Raw genomic sequence first — 19,308 nt, forward strand, 5'->3', positions numbered from 1 at the left:
GCTAATAAGGGGCGGAGTCAGCGACGGGCGGAGTCAGCAACGAGCAGGGTCGGTCGCGCCGACCAGCGCCGTCAGTCGACCGGGTCGATCCCGAGGCCGTCCCCTCGGTCCCAGTCGTCCTCGTCGTCCGGGTCGTACTCCGCGAGCGTCTCCGTTCGGGCGAACGCGACGGGGTCCCAGACGATCTCGACCTCCTCGTTGCCGGTCGCGTCCGGGATCGTGATCTGTTCGCCCGGGCGGACGAGGCCGTCGCCCGGCCACGCCCCGAACCGAACCGTTCCGTCGGGGTCGTCGCCGCGGACGTACAGCTCCTCGGCCGGCAGCGGCTCGCGACCGAGATGGGTCACCACCAGCTCGTCGCCCTCCTGTTCGACGTGGAACTCCGCGTCCGGGGGCGCGACGGCGTCGATGAAGCCGAACATCGCCGCGCCGACGACGGCCAGCAGGAGCACGACGACGCCGACGAGGAGGCCGGTGCCCGCGATCGGGGTGAACGCCCTGTCGTCGGTCGGGAGCCCGTCCATTCGTCGAACGGTCGGCGTGGACGCCACTAAGCCTTTCCTGCCCGGGTATCGGGAACGATAATCCCCTCCGATCCCGATCCTGATCTCGATCGTTCCGATCGCCCCGATCGATCCGGCCGGTTCGGACCGATCGTTCCGGCCGATTCGAACCGAACCGCAACCGCGTTATTCCTCCGGTTCGAACGGGACTGCGTGAGCACCTGGACCGAAACGCCCGGCGGTGGCCGACGACGCGGCCCGCGCGGGTTGGCCCGCGCGTGGGTCGCGGTGCTGGTTCGACCGCGCCGGTTCTTCGCGACCGGCGTCCGTCCCGGGGACCAGGCACCGGGGTTGACCTTCGCCGTCGTCGTCGCGGCCGCGTTCACCCTCGGGTGGCTCCTCGCCGATCCGGGGGCGATCCCCGCGATCACCGAGTCGGCGGCGCTGTCGGCGGTCGTCGTCCTGTTGGTCGTGATCGCGCTGGCGGCCCCGGTGGGGCTCCACCTGACCGCCGCCGTCGCGACGCTGTCGCTGCTCGTCGCGTCGATCGGGTTCGACGACGGGCTCGGGCTACGGGACCGCGGCGGAGTGAGCGAGACGGTGCAGGTCGTCGCCTACGCGAGCGCGCCGATGGCGCTGGCCGGCCCCCCGATCGCGGGGCTCAGGATCGCCTGTGCGACGTACGCGACCGTGTTGGTGTGGTACGGGATCCGAGCCGTTCACGGCACGACCGCGCTCCGAGCGACGGTCGCCGGGCTCCCCCCGGCGATCGCCGGGTACTGGATCGGGTATCGCGCCCTCGCCGCGGCGCGCTCGCTCGTCGGCGTGTGAGACGCCGATCGAACGGCGCCCATCCCGTCCGGCCGCCCCACGACGGACGGACGCGATCGCGAACGTCCCGTGGCCGGCTTTCGACAACCGTTTTAGGCATGAGACACTCCGTACACTCAAATGGGATCGTGTCTCATCTGTGGCGTCTCCGTTACGGGTCGTATCTGCGACTCACATCAGGAAGACGTCGTGTTCGACTTCCGCGGGGACTCCCCGCATCAGCTCGTACCGAACCGCTTCTATCGCGGAACCGTCGACGGCTACGCCGAGTTCGGCGTGTTCATCGACCTCTCGCCCGGCGTCACCGGGTTGTTACACCGCTCCGAGCTCGACCGGCGGCTGGAGAGCCTCGAGTGGGAGCCCGGTGACGACGTGTTCGTCCAGGTGAAAGGCGTCCGCGACAACGGGAACATCGACCTCGCCTGGTCGATCCGACAGGCCGAACGGGAGTTCCGTGGCGTGTTGGTCCAGGAGGGCGACACCGACCGCGACCCCGAGGACGACGCTGCGGACGACGAGGCCGGCGACGACGCTGCGGACGACGAGACCGGCGACGACGCCGCGGACGACGAGCCGGTCACGCAGGACGCCGCCGCTGACGACGCCGGATCGACCGCCGACGCCGAACCGAGCGACGACGACGAGGACGTGGACGAGGAAGGCGCAGACGGCGAAGACGCGGATGGGACGGACGCGGAGGACGACGCGGAGGACGACGCCGAGGCCGAGCCGGAACCCGAGGCGGAGCGCGAACACGTCGCGGTCGAGGCCCTGCCCGACGCCGTCGGCGAGGACGTGCGGATCGAGGGCGAGGTCGTCAGCGTGCGCCAGACCGGCGGCCCGACGATATTCGAGGTCCGCGACGAGACGGGAGTCGTCGACGTGGCGGCGTTCGTCGAGGCGGGCGTCCGGGCGTACCCGGACGTCGAGGTCGACGACCTGGTTCGGCTCGACGGCGAGGTCGAGAGCCGACGGGGCGAGATCCAGATCGAGACGGAGACGCTCGTCGTCCTCGAGGGCGACGCCGCGGACGACGTCCGCACCCGGTTGGAGGACGCACTCACCGCCAAGGCCCGCCCCGAGGGCCTGCAGCCGCTCGGCGGCGACGAGGCGGTGGCCGAGCTGGGCGAGGGACTGCTCGACGCGGCGGAGGCGATCCGCCGGGCGGTGCTCGGGTCCCGGCCCATCGTGGTCCGACACCCCGCGACCGCCGACGGCTACGTCGCCGGCGCGGCCATCGAACGCGCGACGCTGCCGCTGATCCGCGAGGAACACGCCAAAAGCGACGCGGAGTACCACTACTTCACGCGTCGCCCCCTCGAGGATCCGGTGTACGGGATGGACGACGCGACGAACGACGTCACCCGGATGCTGCAGGACCGCGACCGACACGACGAGAAGCTCCCGCTGTTCGTGCTCGTCGGCACGGGCTCCACCGTCGAGTCCGAGGACGGGCTGGGGCTGCTCTCCGTCTACGGCACCGACGCCGTGGTCGTCGACGCCGCCGTCGCGGACCCGGAGACGCGCGAGTCGGTCGAGACGCTGATCTCGCCGGAGCTCGCCGACGTCGACGACGACCTCTCGACCGGAGCGCTCGTCGCCTCGCTGGCCTCCGCGGTCAACGACGAGGTCCGCGCTGACCTCGTTCACCTGCCCGCCGTGAGCTACTGGGCGGACGCTCCCGGGCGCTACGTCGACCTCGCACACGACGCCGGCTACGACGTCGAGCGCGTCGCCGAACTCCGCGAGGCCATCGCGCTGGAGGCGTACTACCAGTCGTACCAGGACAAACGCGAGCTCGTCACGGACCTCCTCTTCGAGGACGGTGGCGACCTCGCCGCACACGTCTCCGAGCAGTTCCGCGAGAAGCTGGAGACCGAGATCGAGACCGCCAGCGCGAACGTCGTGGCCGAGTCGGCCGGCGGCGTCGAGTTCGCGGTGCTCGACACGGACAAGTACACCCACCGGTTCGACTTCCCGCCGACGCCGCTGCTGTTGGACGACCTCCACCGCCGGAACGCGGCCGACGAACCGTTCGCGACGGTGGGGATCGGCACCGACGAGCTGTACGTCCGCGCGACGGCCGACCTGTCGATCCGCGACGTCGCCGCGCGTGCCGCGGAGGCCGCCCCGCGGGCCGACGTCTCCACGGCCGGCGTTCGCGAGGGGAAGATCGAGTTCCTCTCGGGCGAGCGTGACGCCGTCGAGGACGCCGTCATCGCCGCCGTGGCCGAGCAGTTCTAACTCGGGGAGCATCCCGCCGTTCTCGGGAGCGACCCGCCGTCATTCTCCTCGCTTCCTTCCACCGCCGGGCCCTGGGTCATCGCCGTCGTGAGTCCTCCGCGGACACCACGTTTCCGATGAAACGCCGTTTCGACGGCCACGGCCAGCGATACCCCCGGACACCGCGTTTCCGGTGAACGGTCGGCGCGGATCGGCGTACCGATCGCGGACGCTTGGTCCGCCCGGGGTCGGGCGTCCGTCGCTCCGGGTCACAGGACGCGAACGGCCGACACAAGACACAAGGCCTCACGCGCGGAACACCGGGTATGCAACCCTCCAAGGAGCGGGAGGCGTCGGACGGCGACCCGCTCGACGACCTCGACGACCTCCTCGACGACGACCTCGCCGGCGGTGACGGCGCGGTCGATCCGGAACGGGACGCGTCGACCGAGGGCGATCGCGAAGCCGGCGGGGGCGGCGGCCGGATCGGGGTCGACGGCCGGTGGTTCTCGCTGAAGTCGTTCGCCATCGCTCTGCTTGCAGTCGTGCTCGGCGTCCTCCTCGGCGGGGCCGTGCCCCTGATCGGCGGAACGATCGGCCACGCCGCCGGGGTGTTCCTCGGCGCGTTCCTCGTCGGGCTCGTCCTCTCGGGACGGAAGTACGTCGAGGTCGGGATCGCCGGGGCGGGAGCCGGAGCCGGAAGCGCGCTGTTGAGCGTGCTCGGGATCGGTTTCCTGCCGATCGGGATCCAATACCTCCAGGAATGGGGACTCGCCCTGCTCGCCGTCGGCGGCGGGGTCGGACTCCTCGTGTCGGTCCTCGGCCACTACTTCGGGCGCGACCTCCGCGAGGGGCTCACTGGGGACGTGTCGGAGTAGGCGATCGATCGAGGACGCGGGTCGGGTCGATCGGTCGCCGAGTCAGCCGCCAATCGGTCGTCGAGTCAGTCATCGATCGGTCGCCGAGTCAGTCGTCGAATCAATCGTCGATCGGTCGCCGAGTCAGTCGTCGACGTCGAACTCGAAGACGACCGCCGAGCAGTCCTCACAGGCCAACACCGGCCGGTGCGGTTTCCGGTGGGTCGTCCCGGGGCCGCCACAACAGTTCCGGAGCGTCGTCTCCGAGACGTCGCCCGCACAGACGGGACAGGTCCGGACGAACGTGCGGAGCGGCTCGGCGGCGGGTGCACGCAGCTCCGGAGCCACGTCGAACTCGGCCAGCGTTTCGGCGGCGGCCGTTTCGGCGATCGCGACCGTCCGCGAGAGCCAGACGTCGCGGTCGCCCGCGAGCAGGATCCGGTTCCCGTGAACCTCGGCGTCGGGGTCGCCCGCGGCGACGGCCGCCGTCCGTTCGGCCAGCGCGGGGTCGGAGAGCGCGCGGAGGTCCGTCGTCCGGGACTCGAACGCCTCGCGGTAGTCGTCGGTGAGCCGGAGGTCCTCCTCGCCCGCCACGAGCACGCCCGCCGCCGAGAGGGCGGCGATCAGCGCTTCCGGATCCGTCGAGGCGGCTATCGAGTCGCTCTCGACGTGCTCGTCGGGACCGACGTCGAACGGCAGCCGATCGACGATCCGCGGCGCGAACCGGGGCGTTCCGGGGACCACGTAGCCGCGCAGGTAGACGAGCAATCCACCCCCGAGCAGGACGATCGGGGCCAGCGGCGCGGTGACGATCCCCGCGAGGACCGCGACGACGGCGACGAGGACCAGGTTGATCGCGGTGCAGGGCCAACAGCGGTTCTCGCCCGTGTAGGCGGGGCGGCGAAGCGTATCGAGGACGGTCACGTCACCGCGTGGGGGCTACGCCCGTAAGGGCGTTCCGGGCTCGATCGCGACCGACCCGGCGGCCCATCCCACGGCTCTTGAGACCCCGGAGTTCCCGACGCCGCCGAGGTCCCAGAAGCCACCGAATGCGCCGAGAGCAGCCTGCAGGTACGCCCGGATCGGTCGGCGGGTACGCCCGGATCGGTCGGCAGGTACGCCCGGATCGGCCGGCGGGTACGCCCGATCAGCCACCGAGACCATACCGCGTCGTGACGTACGCGGCGATCTCCCGACGTTCGAGCGCCACGAACCCGGCGAGGATGGCGACGAAGCCGACGAGCGCCTCGGCTTCGATCAGGTGGCCGAGCAGGACCCAGCTCCCGGCCGCGGCGACCATCGGTTCGACGTAGCCGACGAGGTGCAGCTGGGTTGGGCCGACGGCGTCGAGCAGCGCGAAGTAGATGAGGAACGCGACGACGCCCGAGAGGACGGTGAGGTACGCGAGCGACAGCACCGAGGTGGCGTTCCAGACGATCGCCCCCGGCGACTCGCCGAGGACGCCCGCGCCGCCGAACAGGAGGACCGCCCCAAGCACCATCGCCCAGCCCTGCAGGGCGGCGATCGGGAGGTCCGTCCGGAGCGGGCGGAGGAGAACGGCCCCGATCGAGAAGGCCACCGCCGCCAGGAAGGTGAGGACGACGCCGATCACGCCCGGGGAGAGGATGCCCGACCCGTCGCCGCCGGCGAGACCCGCGCCGGTCGGGTCCGCGATGACGACGACGCCGACGAGCCCGAGCGCGAACCCGGCGATCTCGAACGGGCCCAGCCGCTCGTTCGGCAGGAGGAGCGCGGCGAACGCGGCCGTCAGCACCGGGGACAAGCTCACGACGACGGCGGCGATCGCGCCGGACACGTACAGCTCGCCGACGTACAACAACCCGTGATACGCGGCGATGACGAAGACGCCGGCGACCGCGACGCCGGCCCATTCGTCGCGACCGCGAGGGATCCAACGCTCGGAGACCACGGTCGCGTAGGCCAGCACGACGATCCCGGCGATCACGTACCGAACGCCCGCGAACAACAGCGGCGGGAAGTACGCCAGCCCGGCCTCGATCGCGACGAAGGACGTCCCCCACAGGGTCGCGAGGAGCAGGAACCCGGCTGCGACTCCAGTAGGAGAGGAGAGGAGCTTTTCTGAATACATCTGTTATCAGTTCGAAACGTAAGCATATACTTAAACTAATCTTTTAAATACCGTCGATACGTGGATCAATAACCAAACATATGAATCACGTCTTACTACGGTCCAATTAGCGGGCCGAGAGTTGGATCCGAATCCGACCATGTCTGTCGTAATATATACCCGTCCGTCACACGAACCGGGAACATGGACGAACGCGACGTTCGCCTCTTGAAGGCGATCTCCGATCTCGGCACCGGCAGCCCGGAACGGCTCCACGAGGAGACGGGGATCCCCGTCTCGACGATCCACTACCGGTTGAACAACCTGCGGGACGCGGGGGTCATCGAGAACGACCTGTACGACCTCGACCACGAAGCGTTGGGGCTCGGGGTCACGATCATCGTCGAGGTGCTCGCGGACTACGAGGGACCGTACGACGAGTTCGCCGACGAGCTGCTCGCGGTCGAGGGGGTCACCGAGGCGTTTTTCACTATGGGAGAGACGGACTTCGTCGTCATCGCGCGGCTCTCCTCGTCCGACACCGTCGAGCGGCTCATCAGCGAGTTCGAGGGGATCCCCGGCGTCGAACGCACCAACTCCACGTTCACGATCGCGACCCTTCGCGACGAGTCGCGAGCCCCGGCCACGTACTCGCTCGAAACGCTGATAGAAGAGCTCACCGAGTAGCGGCCGGTATCTACCCCCTGCGAGGACGATCCCGAACGACTCACCCGATCGCCAGGACCCTTATGAGGGCGTTACCGACTGGACCCTTATAAGGGCGTTACCGACTGGACCCTTATAAGGGCGTTACCGACTGGACCCTTATAAGGGCGTTACCGACTGGACCCTTATAAGGGCGTTACCGACTGGACCGTTACAGAACCGTCACCGCCTCGGGGGATCACCGCGGCGGTCGCTCACGACCGCTTGCCGATCTCCTCGCGAAGGACGTCGGACACGACTTCCCCGTCGGCCTTGCCGCGGAGCGCGCCCATCGCCTCGCCCATCAGCCCGGAGAACGCACCCATCCCTTCGGCCTCGACCTGCTCGGCGTTCCGCTCGACGACCGCGACGACCGCCTCGCGGACCGCCGCTTCGCTCACGCCGGAGAGGCCGGCCTCCTCGACGGCCGCCGCCGCCGTGAGGTCGGGTCGTTCCGCGAGCGCCGTCAACACTTCAGGGACGCCCTCCTTCGCGAGGTCGCCGTCCTCGACGAGCTCGAACAGCCCGAGGAAGTGGTCGTCGGTGAGCGCTTCGACGGGCGCGCCGTCCCGGCGGATCTCGGTCGTCGTCGACTCCAGGGTCGTGGCGGCGAACGTGGGATCGACGCCGCGATCGACCGCGGCCTCGAACAGCGGGAAGCGCCGGCCGAACGCGACCTGCTCGGCGAGCCCCGCGTCGAGGCCGAACGACTCGACGTACCGCTCGGCCTTCTCGTCGAGCAGCTCCGGCTGGTCGACGTCCGAGGGGTCCGGCTCGACGGGCGGGACGTCGGTCTCGGGGTACATCCTGGCCGCGCCGGGCAGCGGGCGGAGGTACCGCGTCGTCCCGGCGTCGTCGTCGTTGGCCCCGCGCGTCTCCTCGGGGACGCCCTCCAGCGCCGCGGCGGCCCGGTCGGCGGCGGCTTCGATCGCCAGCGCCGCGGTCTCGGCGTCGGCGGCGACTATCGCGACGGCGTCGTCCTCGCCGGCGTCGACCGCCTCGCGGAGTCGAGCGACCTCGTCGGCCGTGACGCCGTAGGCGGGCAGCTCGTCCGTGTGGAAGATCCCGCCCGCGCCGTGGCGTTTCGCGTGGTCGGAGAGCTCGGTTCCGAGCCGCCGATCGGGCTGTATCTCCCGTCCCACGAGCCCGTCGAAGCCGTAGAGGGGGACGGCGATCACCGCCCCGTCACCGCCGTCGAGCGCGCCGCGGATCACGCCCGACTCCGTGTCCGCGAACAGCTCGGTGACGTCGCGCGTGTCGCCCACGCTCGCGTCCCGCTCGCGGAGTTCCTCGCGGATCGCGAGGAGTTCGGCCTGTCGTCCGACCTCCCCGTCGACGATCGCCTCGATCCCGTCGAGGTCCTGAACGCCCTTCACCTCGACGCGCGCGCCCTCGGCGATGGAGACGTTGACGTCCTGGCGGATCGTGCCGAGCCCGCGTTTGACCGCGCCCGTCGAGCGGAGCAGGAGCCCGATGCGCTCGGCCGCCTCCCGCGCCTGCTCGGGTGACCGGATGTCCGGACCCGTCCCGATCTCGACGAGCGGGACGCCGAGCCGGTCCAGCGAGAAGACGACGCCGTCGTCCGTCTCCTCGACCCGCTTTGCGGACTCCTCTTCGAGCATCAGGTCGACGACGGAGACGGGGCCCTCGCTCGTCTCGATCTCTCCGCCCTGTCCCAAGAGGATCGAGCGCTGGAAGCCCGACGTGTTCGAGCCGTCGATGACGAGCTTCCGCATCACGTGCGCCTGGTCGACGACCGACGCGTCGAGCAGGTCGGCGATCTGCAGCGCGACCGACAGCGCCTCGTCGTCGACGTGTCGGGGGGGTTCGTCGTCCTCCTCGACGAGACAGGTCGTGTCGTACGCGAGATAGGTGAACTCGCGGTCGACCCGGCTCTCCTCGACGGCCGCGTCGTCGAGCTCGCCCAGCTCGCTTTTCGTCGGGTGGAGGCGGCGGGTGATCTCCCGGTCGGCCGCCGCGGGGTCGCGCTCGACGGTCGGGGAGTCACAGAACAGCTTCGTCGCCGTGTCGAGCTGTTGGTGGATCTCCAGCCCGGCGACGAGGCCCAACTCCTCGTGGTCGTACTCGCTCATTACGCCTCACTCCGGCGTGCCGGAACTAAAAGGGTGGCAGTTCGCGGCGGTAACAGCGGATGTGCGGAGGCGGAAATAACGCCGACTCAGTAGACGTGAGGATAACGCCGAGTCGGCGGTGCCGTCGCTCGTCGAGTAGCGTTCGGAAGGATTGTGCGTGGGTGCTGTCGTAGAGACAACACCGTGCATCGGTCGGGGGTGTGCCCCGTCTGCCTCGCGGGTCGGAACCCGCGGGCACACAGATGAGGTCTGTGTACGATGCGTGGGACCGGATTTGAACCGGCGGACCTCTACAGGACAGCGCCCTCAACGCTGCGCCGTTGGCCTGGCTTGGCTACCCACGCTCGTGGCGTTTTGTCGCACTTCCACGTACCCCGTCGCCAATTAAAAGCCCTTCCATTCGCCCCCGCCGTGTCGGGGGGTCCCACCGACCCCGCGCGGAACGATGTCGAACTCCCTCGCCGGAACCACCAGCCGTTTGCCTCCGGAGTCCGTCGATCGGGTATGAAGGAGTGGACCCGCGACAACGTCCCGCTGCTGACCGCCGTCCTCTCGGTCGTCTCGCTCGCGGCCGTCTTCGGGGCGGTCGGCGGCGCGATCCCGAGCGGAGCCCTCCCCCGCGCGAGCGACGCGACGCTCGCCGCGATCCCCCACCTCAACGCCGCCATCTCCGCGACCGCGATCGTCACCATCGCGCTCGGCTGGCGCGCGATCGGGCGCGGCGACGTCCGTCGCCACCGCGCGTTCATGCTCGCGTCGTTCGGGCTGTTCGTCGCCTTCCTGGTCGGCTACCTCTACCGACTGGTCCTCGTCGGAACCGCCGACTTCCCCGGCCCCGAGGCCGTATACACGTTCGTCTACCTCCCGTTCCTCGCGGTCCATATCCTCCTCGCGATCGTCTGTCTCCCGTTCGTCTTCTACGCGCTGCTGCTCGCGTCGACCCGCCCGGCCGAGGCGTTGTCCCGCACTCGACACGCCCAAGCGGGTACCGTCGCCGCGGCCCTCTGGGTAGTCTCCTTCGCGATGGGGATCGGCGTGTACCTGCTGCTCCATCACGTGTACTGATCGGGCGAAACGGAGACGAAGAGGGCGAAACGGGGCGAAACGGGGTGAAACGGAGGTAAGGCGGGAGGCAGCGTGGCCTACTCGTCGTGCTGGGCCTTCCGATGTGCCGCGTAGAACAGCGGCACGAGCAGGGCCCCGGCGAAGCCGAACGCCAGCGCGAGCGCGGCGATGTCGTCGGCGGTGAGGTCGCGGCCGCCCGCGCCGCCGTCGCCGTCGTCTCCATCGCCGACGTCGACGAGGTCGTCGTCCACGTCGCCGACGGCCACCACGCCCTTCATGTCGACCGCCTCGTGCGGGGTGCAGACGTAGGTGTAGACGTCGCCCTCGGAAGCGTCGTCGAAGGTGTGTTCGAAGGTGTGTCCCGCCTCGTCGACGAGCTCCGACTCGAAGGCATCGTCCACTGCGGCGACGTTGTGGCCTCCGCCCTCGCCGGTCCACTCCCAGACCACGGTCGTCCCTTCGTCGATCAGGATCGCGGCCGGGTCGAACAGGAGCCCGTTCTCGCCCGCGCCGACCGAGACGTGGACCTCGTCCTCGCCGCGGTAGTCGTGGGTGCCGTCGTAGTTGTCGACGTCGTCCAGCCATCCGTCGTAGGCGGCGGCAACGGTCCCCGTCCCCGCCGCGATCGCGGCCGTCGCGGCCGTTCCGGCGACTCCTGCTCGGAAGAACCCGCGGCGGCTCATCGATCCGTCGTCCGCGTTCGGTGTCATGTGTGACTATCTGGCCGTGACGGTATTTAAACCGACGATACCGACCGACCAGCGGGAACGCGACCGAACGTGTTCGTCCCCGACGGGGCCGCGAGTCAGTCGTCGGCCGGGACGTCGTCGATCGACGGGCGATCGACCGCGCGGTCCGTCGCTTCCTCCTCGACGTCGAAGGGGTACTCGCCGGTTACACAGCCGAGACAGAGGTCCGTGCGGCTCGCATCGAGCGTCTCGGCGATGGCGTCGATCGAGAGGTACGCCAGCGAGTCGGCGGCGACCGCCTCGCGGATCTCCGCGACCGACCGGTCCGCGGCGATCAGCTCGTCGCGGGTCGCCATGTCGATGCCGAAGTAACACGGGGCGACGATGGGCGGCGCGCCGATCCGGAGGTGGACCTCCTCCGCGCCGGCCTCCCGTACGAGGTCGACGAGCTGCGTCGACGTGGTGCCCCGGACGATGGAGTCGTCGATGATCGTGACGGACTTCCCCTCGACGGTCGACCGGATCGGGTTGAGCTTCAGCCGGACCGCGCGCTCGCGTTCGTCCTGCGTCGGCATGATGAACGTCCGGCCGACGTATCGGTTCTTCATCAGCCCCTCGGCGAACTCGACGCCGTCGTCGTCGTCCGCGCGGGGTTCACCCGCCGCGGTCGTCTCGTTCGCGGCGTCGGCGTAGCCCGCGGCGAACGCCCGTCCGGAGTCGGGGACGGGCATCACGACGTCGGCCTCGACGCCGGACTCCTCCCAGAGCTTGGCGCCGAGGTCGCGGCGCACCTCGTACACGAGGTGGTCGTCGATGACGGAGTCCGGCCGCGCGAAGTAGACGTGCTCGAAAAAGCAGTGGGCGGTCGACCCCGAATCGACGAGCTGATAGGTGTCGTACCCCGACCCGTCGGGCTCCAACACGACGAGTTCGCCCGGGCGGACGTCGCGGATCAGCTCCCCGTCGAGCGTGTCGATGGCGGCCGACTCGCTCGCGATCACGTAGCCGTCCTCGAGTTCCCCGAGACAGAGCGGGCGGTTCCCCAGCGGGTCCCGGACGCCCAGTACGGTGTCGTCGTGCGCGATCGTCAACGAGTAGGAGCCGTGGATACGGTTCATCGTGTGTTTGACCGCGCGGACGAGGTCCTCCTCCAGGAGGTTCCGAGCGAGGTCGTGGGCGATCACTTCGGTGTCGCCGTCCGAGGTGAACGCGTGACCGACCGCCTCCAGATCCGTGCGCACCTCGTCGGCGTTGACGAGGTTTCCGTTGTGTGACAGCCCGAGCGATCCCGACTTGAACGAGACGGAGAACGGCTGTGCACAGCTCTTGTCCAGGCTGCCGGCCGTGGGGTACCGGACGTGACCGATCCCCGTGTGACCCGACAGCGACGCGAGGTCGTCCTCGTCGAACGCGTCGCCCACGAGCCCGCGCTCGACGTGGCTGTGCTGTTGGAAACCGTCGTGCGTGACGATCCCCGCGGACTCCTGACCGCGGTGTTGGAGCGCGTACAGCGCGTAGTACAGCGGCCTCGCGGCCGCCCGGTCAGCGAGCGAGACGCCCACGACGCCACACTTCTCGCGCGGCGCGTCGGCGACGGCGTGATCCCCACCGGGTTCCATGCCCGGGAGTGTGCATGGATCGGATAAAAACCCTCGTGTTCGTGGTTCGATAGGGGTAATTAAACGACCGTCATATCCACGCTCGTGCATACTCACCTCACGGAAACGACGGCCGACGCCCGGCCCGTGACCCCGTCCGAACGGTCACTCGATCGGCCGTGTCGCCGTCGGAGGTCCGACCCTCACCCGCAAGCGCGCCGCCGTCAGCGGTCGCCGACGAGTCCGTCCAACGCGTCGAAGTACGCCTCGCGGGGGACCTGATACGCGCCGCGGTAGTCGACCCCGCCGGACGCGAACCGCTTCGCGACCGCGACCGCGGCGTCGACCGCGTCCGCCCGGTCGTCGTACGTCTCCGCGACGGCTTCCACCTCCGGCTCCAAGAAGAGGACGACGTGCCACTCGTCGGTGGCGTACTGTCCCGCCCCCGGTCGACGACGACGGGAGCCGTTCGTCAGGTAGATCGTCGGCAGGCACTCGGCCGGGAGTTCGTCGCCGTCGAACACGTCCGGGCGGAAGACGAGGATCGTCCGTCCCCCGGGCTCCTCGTTCCACACCCGCCACCCGTCCGGCAACGCCTCGAAGCTCATACCCCTCGTCCGTTCCCGGGGGTTGAAAGGGTCGCGCTCCGCGCTACCGCTGTCGCCCCGACGCGACCCGCGCGACCAACAGCAGCGCGATCACGGCGACGACCGCGCCGAAGCCGGGCGCGTCGTCGTTCGAGGTCCCGCCGTCGTCGTCGCTCGGTGTGTCCGTGGCGGCCGTGTCGGTCGCCTCCGTGGGCGTCTCGGGTTCGGCGGGCGTCTCCGTCTCCGCCGGTTCGTTGACGAGCGTGGCGAACTCCGCGCGGTCGTCGTCGGTCGCCGTCGAGAAGTTCAACTCGTCGGTCATCCACGAGTTGGTCCGGTACGACAGCTCGACGGTGGTCGACTCGTTGGCCCCGAGTTCGATCCCCTCGACGTCGATTCGCTCCTCGTCGAGGTACAGCGTGACGTTGCCGGTGTCGCGAACGTCGCCGGTGTTGGTGATCCTCACGGTGGCGTCGAGCCGGTCGCCGGCGGTCACCGAGTCGCTCGTCGTGACCTCGTCGATGACGAACTCGCTTTCGAGGGCCGCGACGTCGACCGACACGTCGGCTCGGTCTTCCGGAAGCCGCGCTGAGACGTTCCACTCGCCGGCCCCGTCGACGCTCGTGTTGTGGGCGTACGAGACGGTCGTCTCTTCGTACGGCGCGAGCCCAACGACGGTCTCGTTGAGCGTGTGGTCGTCGACGGTGAACCAGAGGAGGTTCTCGCCACGGGCCGTGCCGTCGTTCCGCACGGTCGCGTTCATGCGGAGCGTCTCGCCGGCCTTGATCGGCCCGTCGACGGTGAAGTTCGTGACGACGAAGTCGGGCTCGGCCGTCGAGGTCCAGCCACCCCCGCCGGAGCTACTCGAACTGCTCGACGGCTCCTCGATGGTGATCACGGTCGACGTCGTGTCGTCCGGCGTACCCGCGGTCAACGTCCAGTCCTTCGCGTCGCCGCTCTTGCTCACGTACGCGAGCGTCACGGTCTCCGTCTCGCCGGCCCCCAACTCGACGGTCGTGTCGTCCTTGCGGAACTCGTCGAGGTCGAACCAGACCTCCGTTTCGCCGGCTCGGTCGCCGACGTTCCGTACCTGGACCGTGACCTCGACCGTCTCGCCGGCCATGACCGGCTCGTTCGACGAGACGTCCGAGACCGTGAACGTCGCGGGCGCGTCCGACTCGCCGCTATCGGCGTCGTCGGCGTCGCCATCATCGGTCCCGTCGCTGTCGTCCGCCTCGTCGTCCGTATCACCGTCATCGGCTCCGTCGCCGTCGGTGGGCTCGCTATCGTCCGTCTCGTCCCCGTCGGACGCCTCCGAGTCGTCGTCGGCTCCGTCGTCGTCAGCCTCGTCGACTCCGTCTTCCTCCCCGTTCGTGTCGACGTCGGCGATGTCGGCTCCCGCATCGTCAACGACCGCGGCCGCCCCCGCGGCCGTCCCGACGAGCGCGATCGTCCCGATCGCGGTGAGCACCAGTATCAACGCCACTCCCCCGAACCGTAATCGTGTCATATCCGTGGGGGGGAGACCTTACCGGAAAAGTATACACTCGTTATACGATCTATCGGGTCGCTACCGTTGCCGGGGGCGCGGGTAGGAGGCGTTTACACGGCGGTCCGGTCGCGATCGACGAGCGCCAGGACGAAGAACCCGACGCTGAGGAGGGCGAACGCGACGAGCGCGAGCCGCGGGATCGTGAACACGGACAGCCCCCGCCAGAGGACGGCGGTACACGCGCCGTCGACGCCACACGTCGCCGCCGGCGTCAACTGGACGTACGTGTGGTAGCCGGCGACTGCGACGCCGCCGAGCGACAGGGGAAGCCCCGTCTTCCAGACGCCCGCGCGCCCCTCGATGGCCGCGGCCCCCGCCACGACGACGAGCGGGTACATCAGGATCCGCTGATACCAACAGAGGTCACACGGTACCAACCCCAACCCCTCGCTGAAATAGAGGCTGCCGGCCGTCGCGACGCCTGCGACGAACGTCAGCACCCCGAGGAGCGCGCGGACGCGGTCGAACGGACCCATGTCCGACGGCACGGCGGGCACGAACAAAAGCCGTTCGTCGGGGTTACGGGCGGCGCGTCGACGAGGGATACGGCCGAAGCTCGGGAAGCGGCGTCGAGAGAAGTGCTCGGTCAGGGATTTGAACCCTGGTCGTCGGCTGTCTTCCAAACCGGCGCGACGAACGCCTGGTCTGCCGAAAGGCCAACATGATTGGCCGGACTACACCAACCGAGCGCATTCGACCGTTGCCCCGCATCCGATTTAACTCTTCTCAACTCTCGCCGCCATGCGTGTGGATCGCAAACCGCCGTCGACCCGCCGATCGGACGAGGGTGAGGGGGCGAGCGATGGGTTTTACCCCGCCCGAACCGACGTACGGAACCGATGGTCGAGGAGCTCACTCCCGCCGAGGTACACGAACGGGTCCAGAACGGGACGGTCCGCGTCGTCGACACCCGCCCCGAGCCGGCGTTCGAGCGCGGACACGTTCCGGGCGCGATCAACGTCCCGCTGACGGAGCTGCCCGCGCGCGTCGGCGAGATCGAGTGGGACGACACCGACGTCGTCTGTGCCTGCCCGCTGGGGAAGTCGTCGATCCAGGCCGCCAAGCTCATCGGCAGCTACGAGGGCGTCGACGACGGCGTCACCGTCGCGAGCATGGCCGGGGGGTACCGCGAATGGACGTTCGACCTCGAAGACGGGGCGTGACTGCCCTCGAAGACGGGGCCTAACCGCGGATCCTACGGCGCGTGCCCGCGCGCGATCGAGGAACGCCTGAACACGCGCGAAGACGACCGGGGACGACCGGGGACGACCGGGGACGACCGACGGTACCGCTCCCGGTCCAAGGACGTATCCCCTCGGCAGACGAAGCGGGAAGCGATGCCGATCACACCGACTCGGGCCGCGCTCGTCGCGGCCCTGTTCGTTGTCGCCGCGGTCGCGTGGCGCGTCGCCGACCGCGACGCGTGCCGCGATCGGCTCCGCGCCCGGTTCATCGCCGGCGTCCCGTGGGGGACGCTCGTCACGGTCGCGGTCGTCGTCGCCTTCTACCTGTTCGTCCAAAGCGGGCTCTCACACCCGGAGTCCCCGGTCGTCTACGCGTTCGTCTCCTGGTCGTATCTGTACCCGACCGGGATCCTCACGGCGGGGATCGCCCACGGGAGCGCGGGCCACATCGTCTCGAACATGGCCGGCACCCTCGTGTTGGCCCCGATCGCGGAGTACGTCTGGAGCCATTACCCGCGGGGGGCACGCCGGGGGAAACGCCGGGGGTCGAACGCCGGGTCGGCGCGTCGCGTCGTCACGGACGGCGGGTCGTCCGGCCTCCGGTCCCGCCCGTGGGTCCGGGCGGTCGTCGTCTTCCCGGGGGTCCTGCTCGCGGTCGCGTTCCTCACCGCCGCCTTCTCGTTCGGCCCCGGACTCGGCTTCTCCGGCGCGCTCTACGCGGTCGTCGGCTTCGCCGTGGTCGCCCGCCCGCTCGCGACGGTCGTCGGCGTCGTCGCCACGTCCGCGGCGGGCACGCTGTTCACGGCGCTGACTGACCCCCTCGTCAGGGAGACGCTCGAAGCCGGTCCCCCGGCCCCGCCGGGATGGGCCGGGATCGGGTTCCAAGCGCACCTCCTCGGATTCCTGATCGGCGTGCTGCTCGCGGTCGCGCTGTTGTCCGCGCGCGGCGACCGCCCCGACGCCGCCCGCGTGTTGTCGGCGACGCTCGTCGTGGGCACGGTCCAGTCGCTCTGGCTCCTGGCCGGGGGCGGCGGCGACGAGTTCGTCCTCTACCGCGGACTGGGGGTGACCCTCCTCCTCTGGCTCGTCCTCGTCGTCACCGTCGCCGCCGCGGGGAGCCGACGGCCCCTGATCGATTCGGTGCCGCTCGTCGGGACGTCGACCGGACCCAGTCGGCTCGCCTCGGCGTGGCTCCTGCTCGTCGCGGTGGCGGCCGCCGTCGCCGCCGTCGCGGTCGTCGCCGTCGAGGGGCCGCTCGCCGTGGGGCTCGGCGCGATCGGCCTGTTCGCGACGCTGCTCGCGCTCCCGGCCGTTCCGGCCCTGCTCCCCGATCGGATCCACGCCGGCCCCCTGTCGCGCCGGGGCGGCGCGACGCTCGTCCTCGTCGCCCTGACCCTGCTCGTGTCGGTTCCGGCGGTCCTCCCCGGGCTCGTCGTCGTCGACGACCCCGAGATCACGGGGTCGACGGGCGTGGACGTGCGTGACTACACGGTCGCGTACGTCGCCGACGAGCCGACCCCGCAGTCGGCCGTCGTCGACCTCGGCGAGGGGTTCTTCGGCGGGACGACCGACGGCGTGGTCGTGACGAGCGACCGGCGGGAGATCTGGACGCTCGCGGAACGCCCCGCCGTCCTCGCCCACGAGGGGTCGGCCACGGTCGTGGTCGGCGGCGTCGGCTGGCGCGAGGAGGTAGCCGTCGACCGCGTCGCGTGGGACGTGGTCGGCAACGGGACCGCCTACGCCGTCGACCTGACCCACGACGGGGAGACGGTCCGTTCGTACGTCGGCGACCCGATGCGAGCCGAGGCCCGGATCGACGGCCACGAGATCGGCGTCGTGCCGACCGAGGACGGGTTCGCCGTGCGCGCCGACCGCGGGGACGACGCCCCGGCGCTCGTCGCGGTCCCGGACGCGGGCGAGGAGGCGACCCTGGGCGAGCTGGTCGTCCGCACCGAGACGGTTTCCGACGACGGGAGCGAGGACGCCGACGGCGACGGGAGCGAGGACGCCGACGGCGACGGGAGCGGGAACGCCGACGGCGACGGGAGCGGGAACGCCGACGGCGACGGAGCCTCCGAAGCCGACAGCGGGGAAGGGGACGGGCTTCGGATCGTCGTCGAAAGCGGCGACACGAGGGTGCAGGTCGCCGAACGGTCCTGATGACGCGTCGTTGATACAACCGAAATGAGGCGTAACGAGAGTTAATAAGGCGTATAATCGCTTATAAAGGCTAACAAGGTGTGATAGGTGCGCGAGGCTCTGTTGAAACCCTATTCTTCAGAGAGATTCTCGTCTGAAACAGCAGGTCGCTGAAAGGTGCGAACTGACACAGAGAGTTCTACCAACTCAGTAGGTCCTTTCGCTAGCCGTGCAAGACACACAACGCGAATCGATCACTTCCGGAACCTTGGCAGTCCCGGATGTCTACTGGTATGGATCGATCATTTGACACCTAGATACCCAGCAGCATCCCCTGCGATTTTGGTGACCGTTTCCTCGTCAAGACGACCTTCCTGCTGCTGAATGTCGCTATGACGGATCGACACAATCGTCCACGGATTCACGTAGCTTTCACGCGGGAGTCCACCAGAAACGAAATCGGCGTTCCCAAGCGGGATCGCGACAGATCTCCGCGTCGTCGTGACCGCTGCATACAGCGCTTCTTCTTCAGAAAACGGGTGGGAATCGTCGCTCAGACACACGTACGGCCGGTAGTTGTGCTCGGCAAGTAGGTCAGGTCCCTTCACCACCATCCCACGGGTGTAGATGACACTCATTCCTCGCCGTAGTAATCGTCCGTCGTCGAAGCGGAGCTCGCCGCGTACTGTGCGGCATAAGAGGCGAGACGATCGTCCTCTGCGATGGCCCAATATCGTCCACGATGACGCACGAGGTCTCGCTCCTCAAGTCGCGAGAGGACCGCGCCGACACTACCCCGCTTGATTCCAGTCGCCTCGTGGATTTCCGTCTGCGTGAATGCCTCATCGCTGTGCTCTGCGAGGAACTGAAGGATACGGTGAGGTTGTGTTCCCTCCTGTATATCGAGGGCGTCATCCGGGCCATCCTCGAACCGATCGATCCTGATTGGCATGTATAATAGAAAGTAATAGAACGTAATAACAGTTGGGGACAAAATCTGGGTCACAGCTCTCTGTGAACGCCACGCCCGTGCTGCATCCATCCTCTGTATCTTGCAGGCCGCTACTGACATATTATCGTGAGGTCGGCGTCCGGCATCGATACGTATGTCTCCTGTACTGACCACAGCAAGTCAGAAGACATCACTCATAAAGAACTTCAACGGAGCCGGACGCAAAGGAACGGCTCGGGGG

At 69.1% G+C, this 19,308-nt stretch carries 18 protein-coding genes and 2 tRNA genes; 7 read left to right on the forward strand and 13 right to left on the reverse strand.

Annotated features, from left to right (window positions below):
* Positions 1–71 precede the first annotated feature (71 nt).
* A complete protein-coding gene (locus tag GRS48_RS08300) occupies positions 72–524 on the reverse strand; it encodes a type IV pilin (RefSeq protein ID WP_159485411.1) in 453 nt (150 codons plus the stop codon).
* Positions 525–716: 192 nt separating this feature from the next.
* Between GRS48_RS08300 and GRS48_RS08305 the strand changes: the two genes are divergently transcribed.
* The 3 genes from GRS48_RS08305 to GRS48_RS08315 all read left to right on the forward strand — a co-directional run bounded on the left by GRS48_RS08305 (position 717) and on the right by GRS48_RS08315 (position 4,435).
* On the forward strand, positions 717–1,334 hold the full coding sequence (locus GRS48_RS08305) for a YIP1 family protein (protein ID WP_321168362.1): 618 nt from the start codon (positions 717–719) through the stop codon (positions 1,332–1,334).
* A gap of 120 nt (positions 1,335–1,454) precedes the next feature.
* On the forward strand, positions 1,455–3,578 hold the full coding sequence (locus GRS48_RS08310) for a DHH family phosphoesterase (RefSeq protein WP_159485413.1): 2,124 nt from the start codon (positions 1,455–1,457) through the stop codon (positions 3,576–3,578).
* Between the two features lie 305 nt (positions 3,579–3,883).
* The gene (locus GRS48_RS08315) at positions 3,884–4,435 is read left to right on the forward strand and encodes a hypothetical protein (RefSeq protein ID WP_159485415.1); all 552 of its coding nucleotides are present in this window, start codon (positions 3,884–3,886) and stop codon (positions 4,433–4,435) included.
* A 123-nt stretch (positions 4,436–4,558) separates the two neighbouring features.
* On the opposite strand, the gene GRS48_RS08320 is transcribed toward GRS48_RS08315, so the two are convergent.
* On the reverse strand, positions 4,559–5,338 hold the full coding sequence (locus GRS48_RS08320) for a hypothetical protein (RefSeq protein ID WP_200840232.1): 780 nt from the start codon (positions 5,336–5,338) through the stop codon (positions 4,559–4,561).
* A gap of 223 nt (positions 5,339–5,561) precedes the next feature.
* A complete protein-coding gene (locus GRS48_RS08325; protein WP_159485417.1) occupies positions 5,562–6,524 on the reverse strand; it encodes a DMT family transporter in 963 nt (320 codons plus the stop codon).
* Positions 6,525–6,707: 183 nt separating this feature from the next.
* Here GRS48_RS08325 and GRS48_RS08330 point away from each other — a divergent pair, with 183 nt between their 5' ends.
* Complete coding sequence (locus GRS48_RS08330; RefSeq protein ID WP_159485419.1) at positions 6,708–7,190, forward strand: Lrp/AsnC family transcriptional regulator; 483 nt, start codon at positions 6,708–6,710, stop codon at positions 7,188–7,190.
* 233 nt (positions 7,191–7,423) lie between these two features.
* On the opposite strand, the gene gatE is transcribed toward GRS48_RS08330, so the two are convergent.
* Positions 7,424–9,301 carry a Glu-tRNA(Gln) amidotransferase subunit GatE gene (gatE, locus tag GRS48_RS08335; RefSeq protein ID WP_159485421.1) on the reverse strand — a complete coding sequence of 626 codons (1,878 nt, stop codon included), beginning with the start codon at positions 9,299–9,301 and terminating at the stop codon, positions 7,424–7,426.
* Positions 9,302–9,560: 259 nt separating this feature from the next.
* Positions 9,561–9,645, reverse strand: a tRNA-Leu gene (locus tag GRS48_RS08340).
* A gap of 160 nt (positions 9,646–9,805) precedes the next feature.
* On the opposite strand from GRS48_RS08340, the gene GRS48_RS08345 reads away from it, so the two are divergent.
* Positions 9,806–10,366 (forward strand): DUF420 domain-containing protein, encoded by a 561-nt coding sequence (locus GRS48_RS08345; RefSeq protein WP_159485423.1) that lies wholly within the window; start codon positions 9,806–9,808, stop codon positions 10,364–10,366.
* A gap of 77 nt (positions 10,367–10,443) precedes the next feature.
* Here the strand turns inward: GRS48_RS08345 and GRS48_RS08350 are convergent, their stop codons facing one another.
* From GRS48_RS08350 to GRS48_RS08375, 6 genes are all read right to left on the reverse strand, one after another.
* Entirely contained in the window at positions 10,444–11,076 is a 633-nt protein-coding gene (locus GRS48_RS08350) for a halocyanin domain-containing protein (protein ID WP_159485425.1), read from the reverse strand.
* A 95-nt stretch (positions 11,077–11,171) separates the two neighbouring features.
* The gene (gene purF, locus GRS48_RS08355; RefSeq protein WP_159485427.1) at positions 11,172–12,674 is read right to left on the reverse strand and encodes an amidophosphoribosyltransferase; all 1,503 of its coding nucleotides are present in this window, start codon (positions 12,672–12,674) and stop codon (positions 11,172–11,174) included.
* Between the two features lie 203 nt (positions 12,675–12,877).
* Positions 12,878–13,261: a DUF5820 family protein gene (locus GRS48_RS08360; RefSeq protein WP_159485429.1), complete on the reverse strand. Its 384-nt coding sequence runs from the start codon at positions 13,259–13,261 to the stop codon at positions 12,878–12,880.
* Positions 13,262–13,304: 43 nt separating this feature from the next.
* Positions 13,305–14,750: a CARDB domain-containing protein gene (locus GRS48_RS08365; RefSeq protein ID WP_159485431.1), complete on the reverse strand. Its 1,446-nt coding sequence runs from the start codon at positions 14,748–14,750 to the stop codon at positions 13,305–13,307.
* A gap of 92 nt (positions 14,751–14,842) precedes the next feature.
* Entirely contained in the window at positions 14,843–15,268 is a 426-nt protein-coding gene (locus GRS48_RS08370; RefSeq protein ID WP_159485433.1) for a disulfide bond formation protein B, read from the reverse strand.
* Positions 15,269–15,371: 103 nt separating this feature from the next.
* Positions 15,372–15,481: transfer RNA gene (locus tag GRS48_RS08375), tRNA-Glu, on the reverse strand.
* A 150-nt stretch (positions 15,482–15,631) separates the two neighbouring features.
* Here GRS48_RS08375 and GRS48_RS08380 point away from each other — a divergent pair.
* Positions 15,632–15,955: a rhodanese-like domain-containing protein gene (locus GRS48_RS08380; RefSeq protein ID WP_159485435.1), complete on the forward strand. Its 324-nt coding sequence runs from the start codon at positions 15,632–15,634 to the stop codon at positions 15,953–15,955.
* 174 nt (positions 15,956–16,129) lie between these two features.
* Positions 16,130–18,136, forward strand: a complete 2,007-nt coding sequence (locus GRS48_RS08385; RefSeq protein ID WP_159485437.1) for a rhomboid family intramembrane serine protease — start codon at positions 16,130–16,132, stop codon at positions 18,134–18,136.
* Positions 18,137–18,417: 281 nt separating this feature from the next.
* Here GRS48_RS08385 and GRS48_RS08390 read toward each other — a convergent pair whose 3' ends face one another.
* Entirely contained in the window at positions 18,418–18,753 is a 336-nt protein-coding gene (locus GRS48_RS08390; protein WP_159485439.1) for a hypothetical protein, read from the reverse strand.
* Positions 18,750–19,067 carry a helix-turn-helix domain-containing protein gene (locus GRS48_RS08395; protein ID WP_159485441.1) on the reverse strand — a complete coding sequence of 106 codons (318 nt, stop codon included), beginning with the start codon at positions 19,065–19,067 and terminating at the stop codon, positions 18,750–18,752. Before GRS48_RS08395 ends, GRS48_RS08390 begins: the two co-directional genes overlap by 4 nt.
* Positions 19,068–19,308 lie beyond the last annotated feature (241 nt).

The organism is Halorubrum sp. JWXQ-INN 858 (genome assembly GCF_009806985.1).
Lineage (GTDB): Archaea > Halobacteriota > Halobacteria > Halobacteriales > Haloferacaceae > Halorubrum.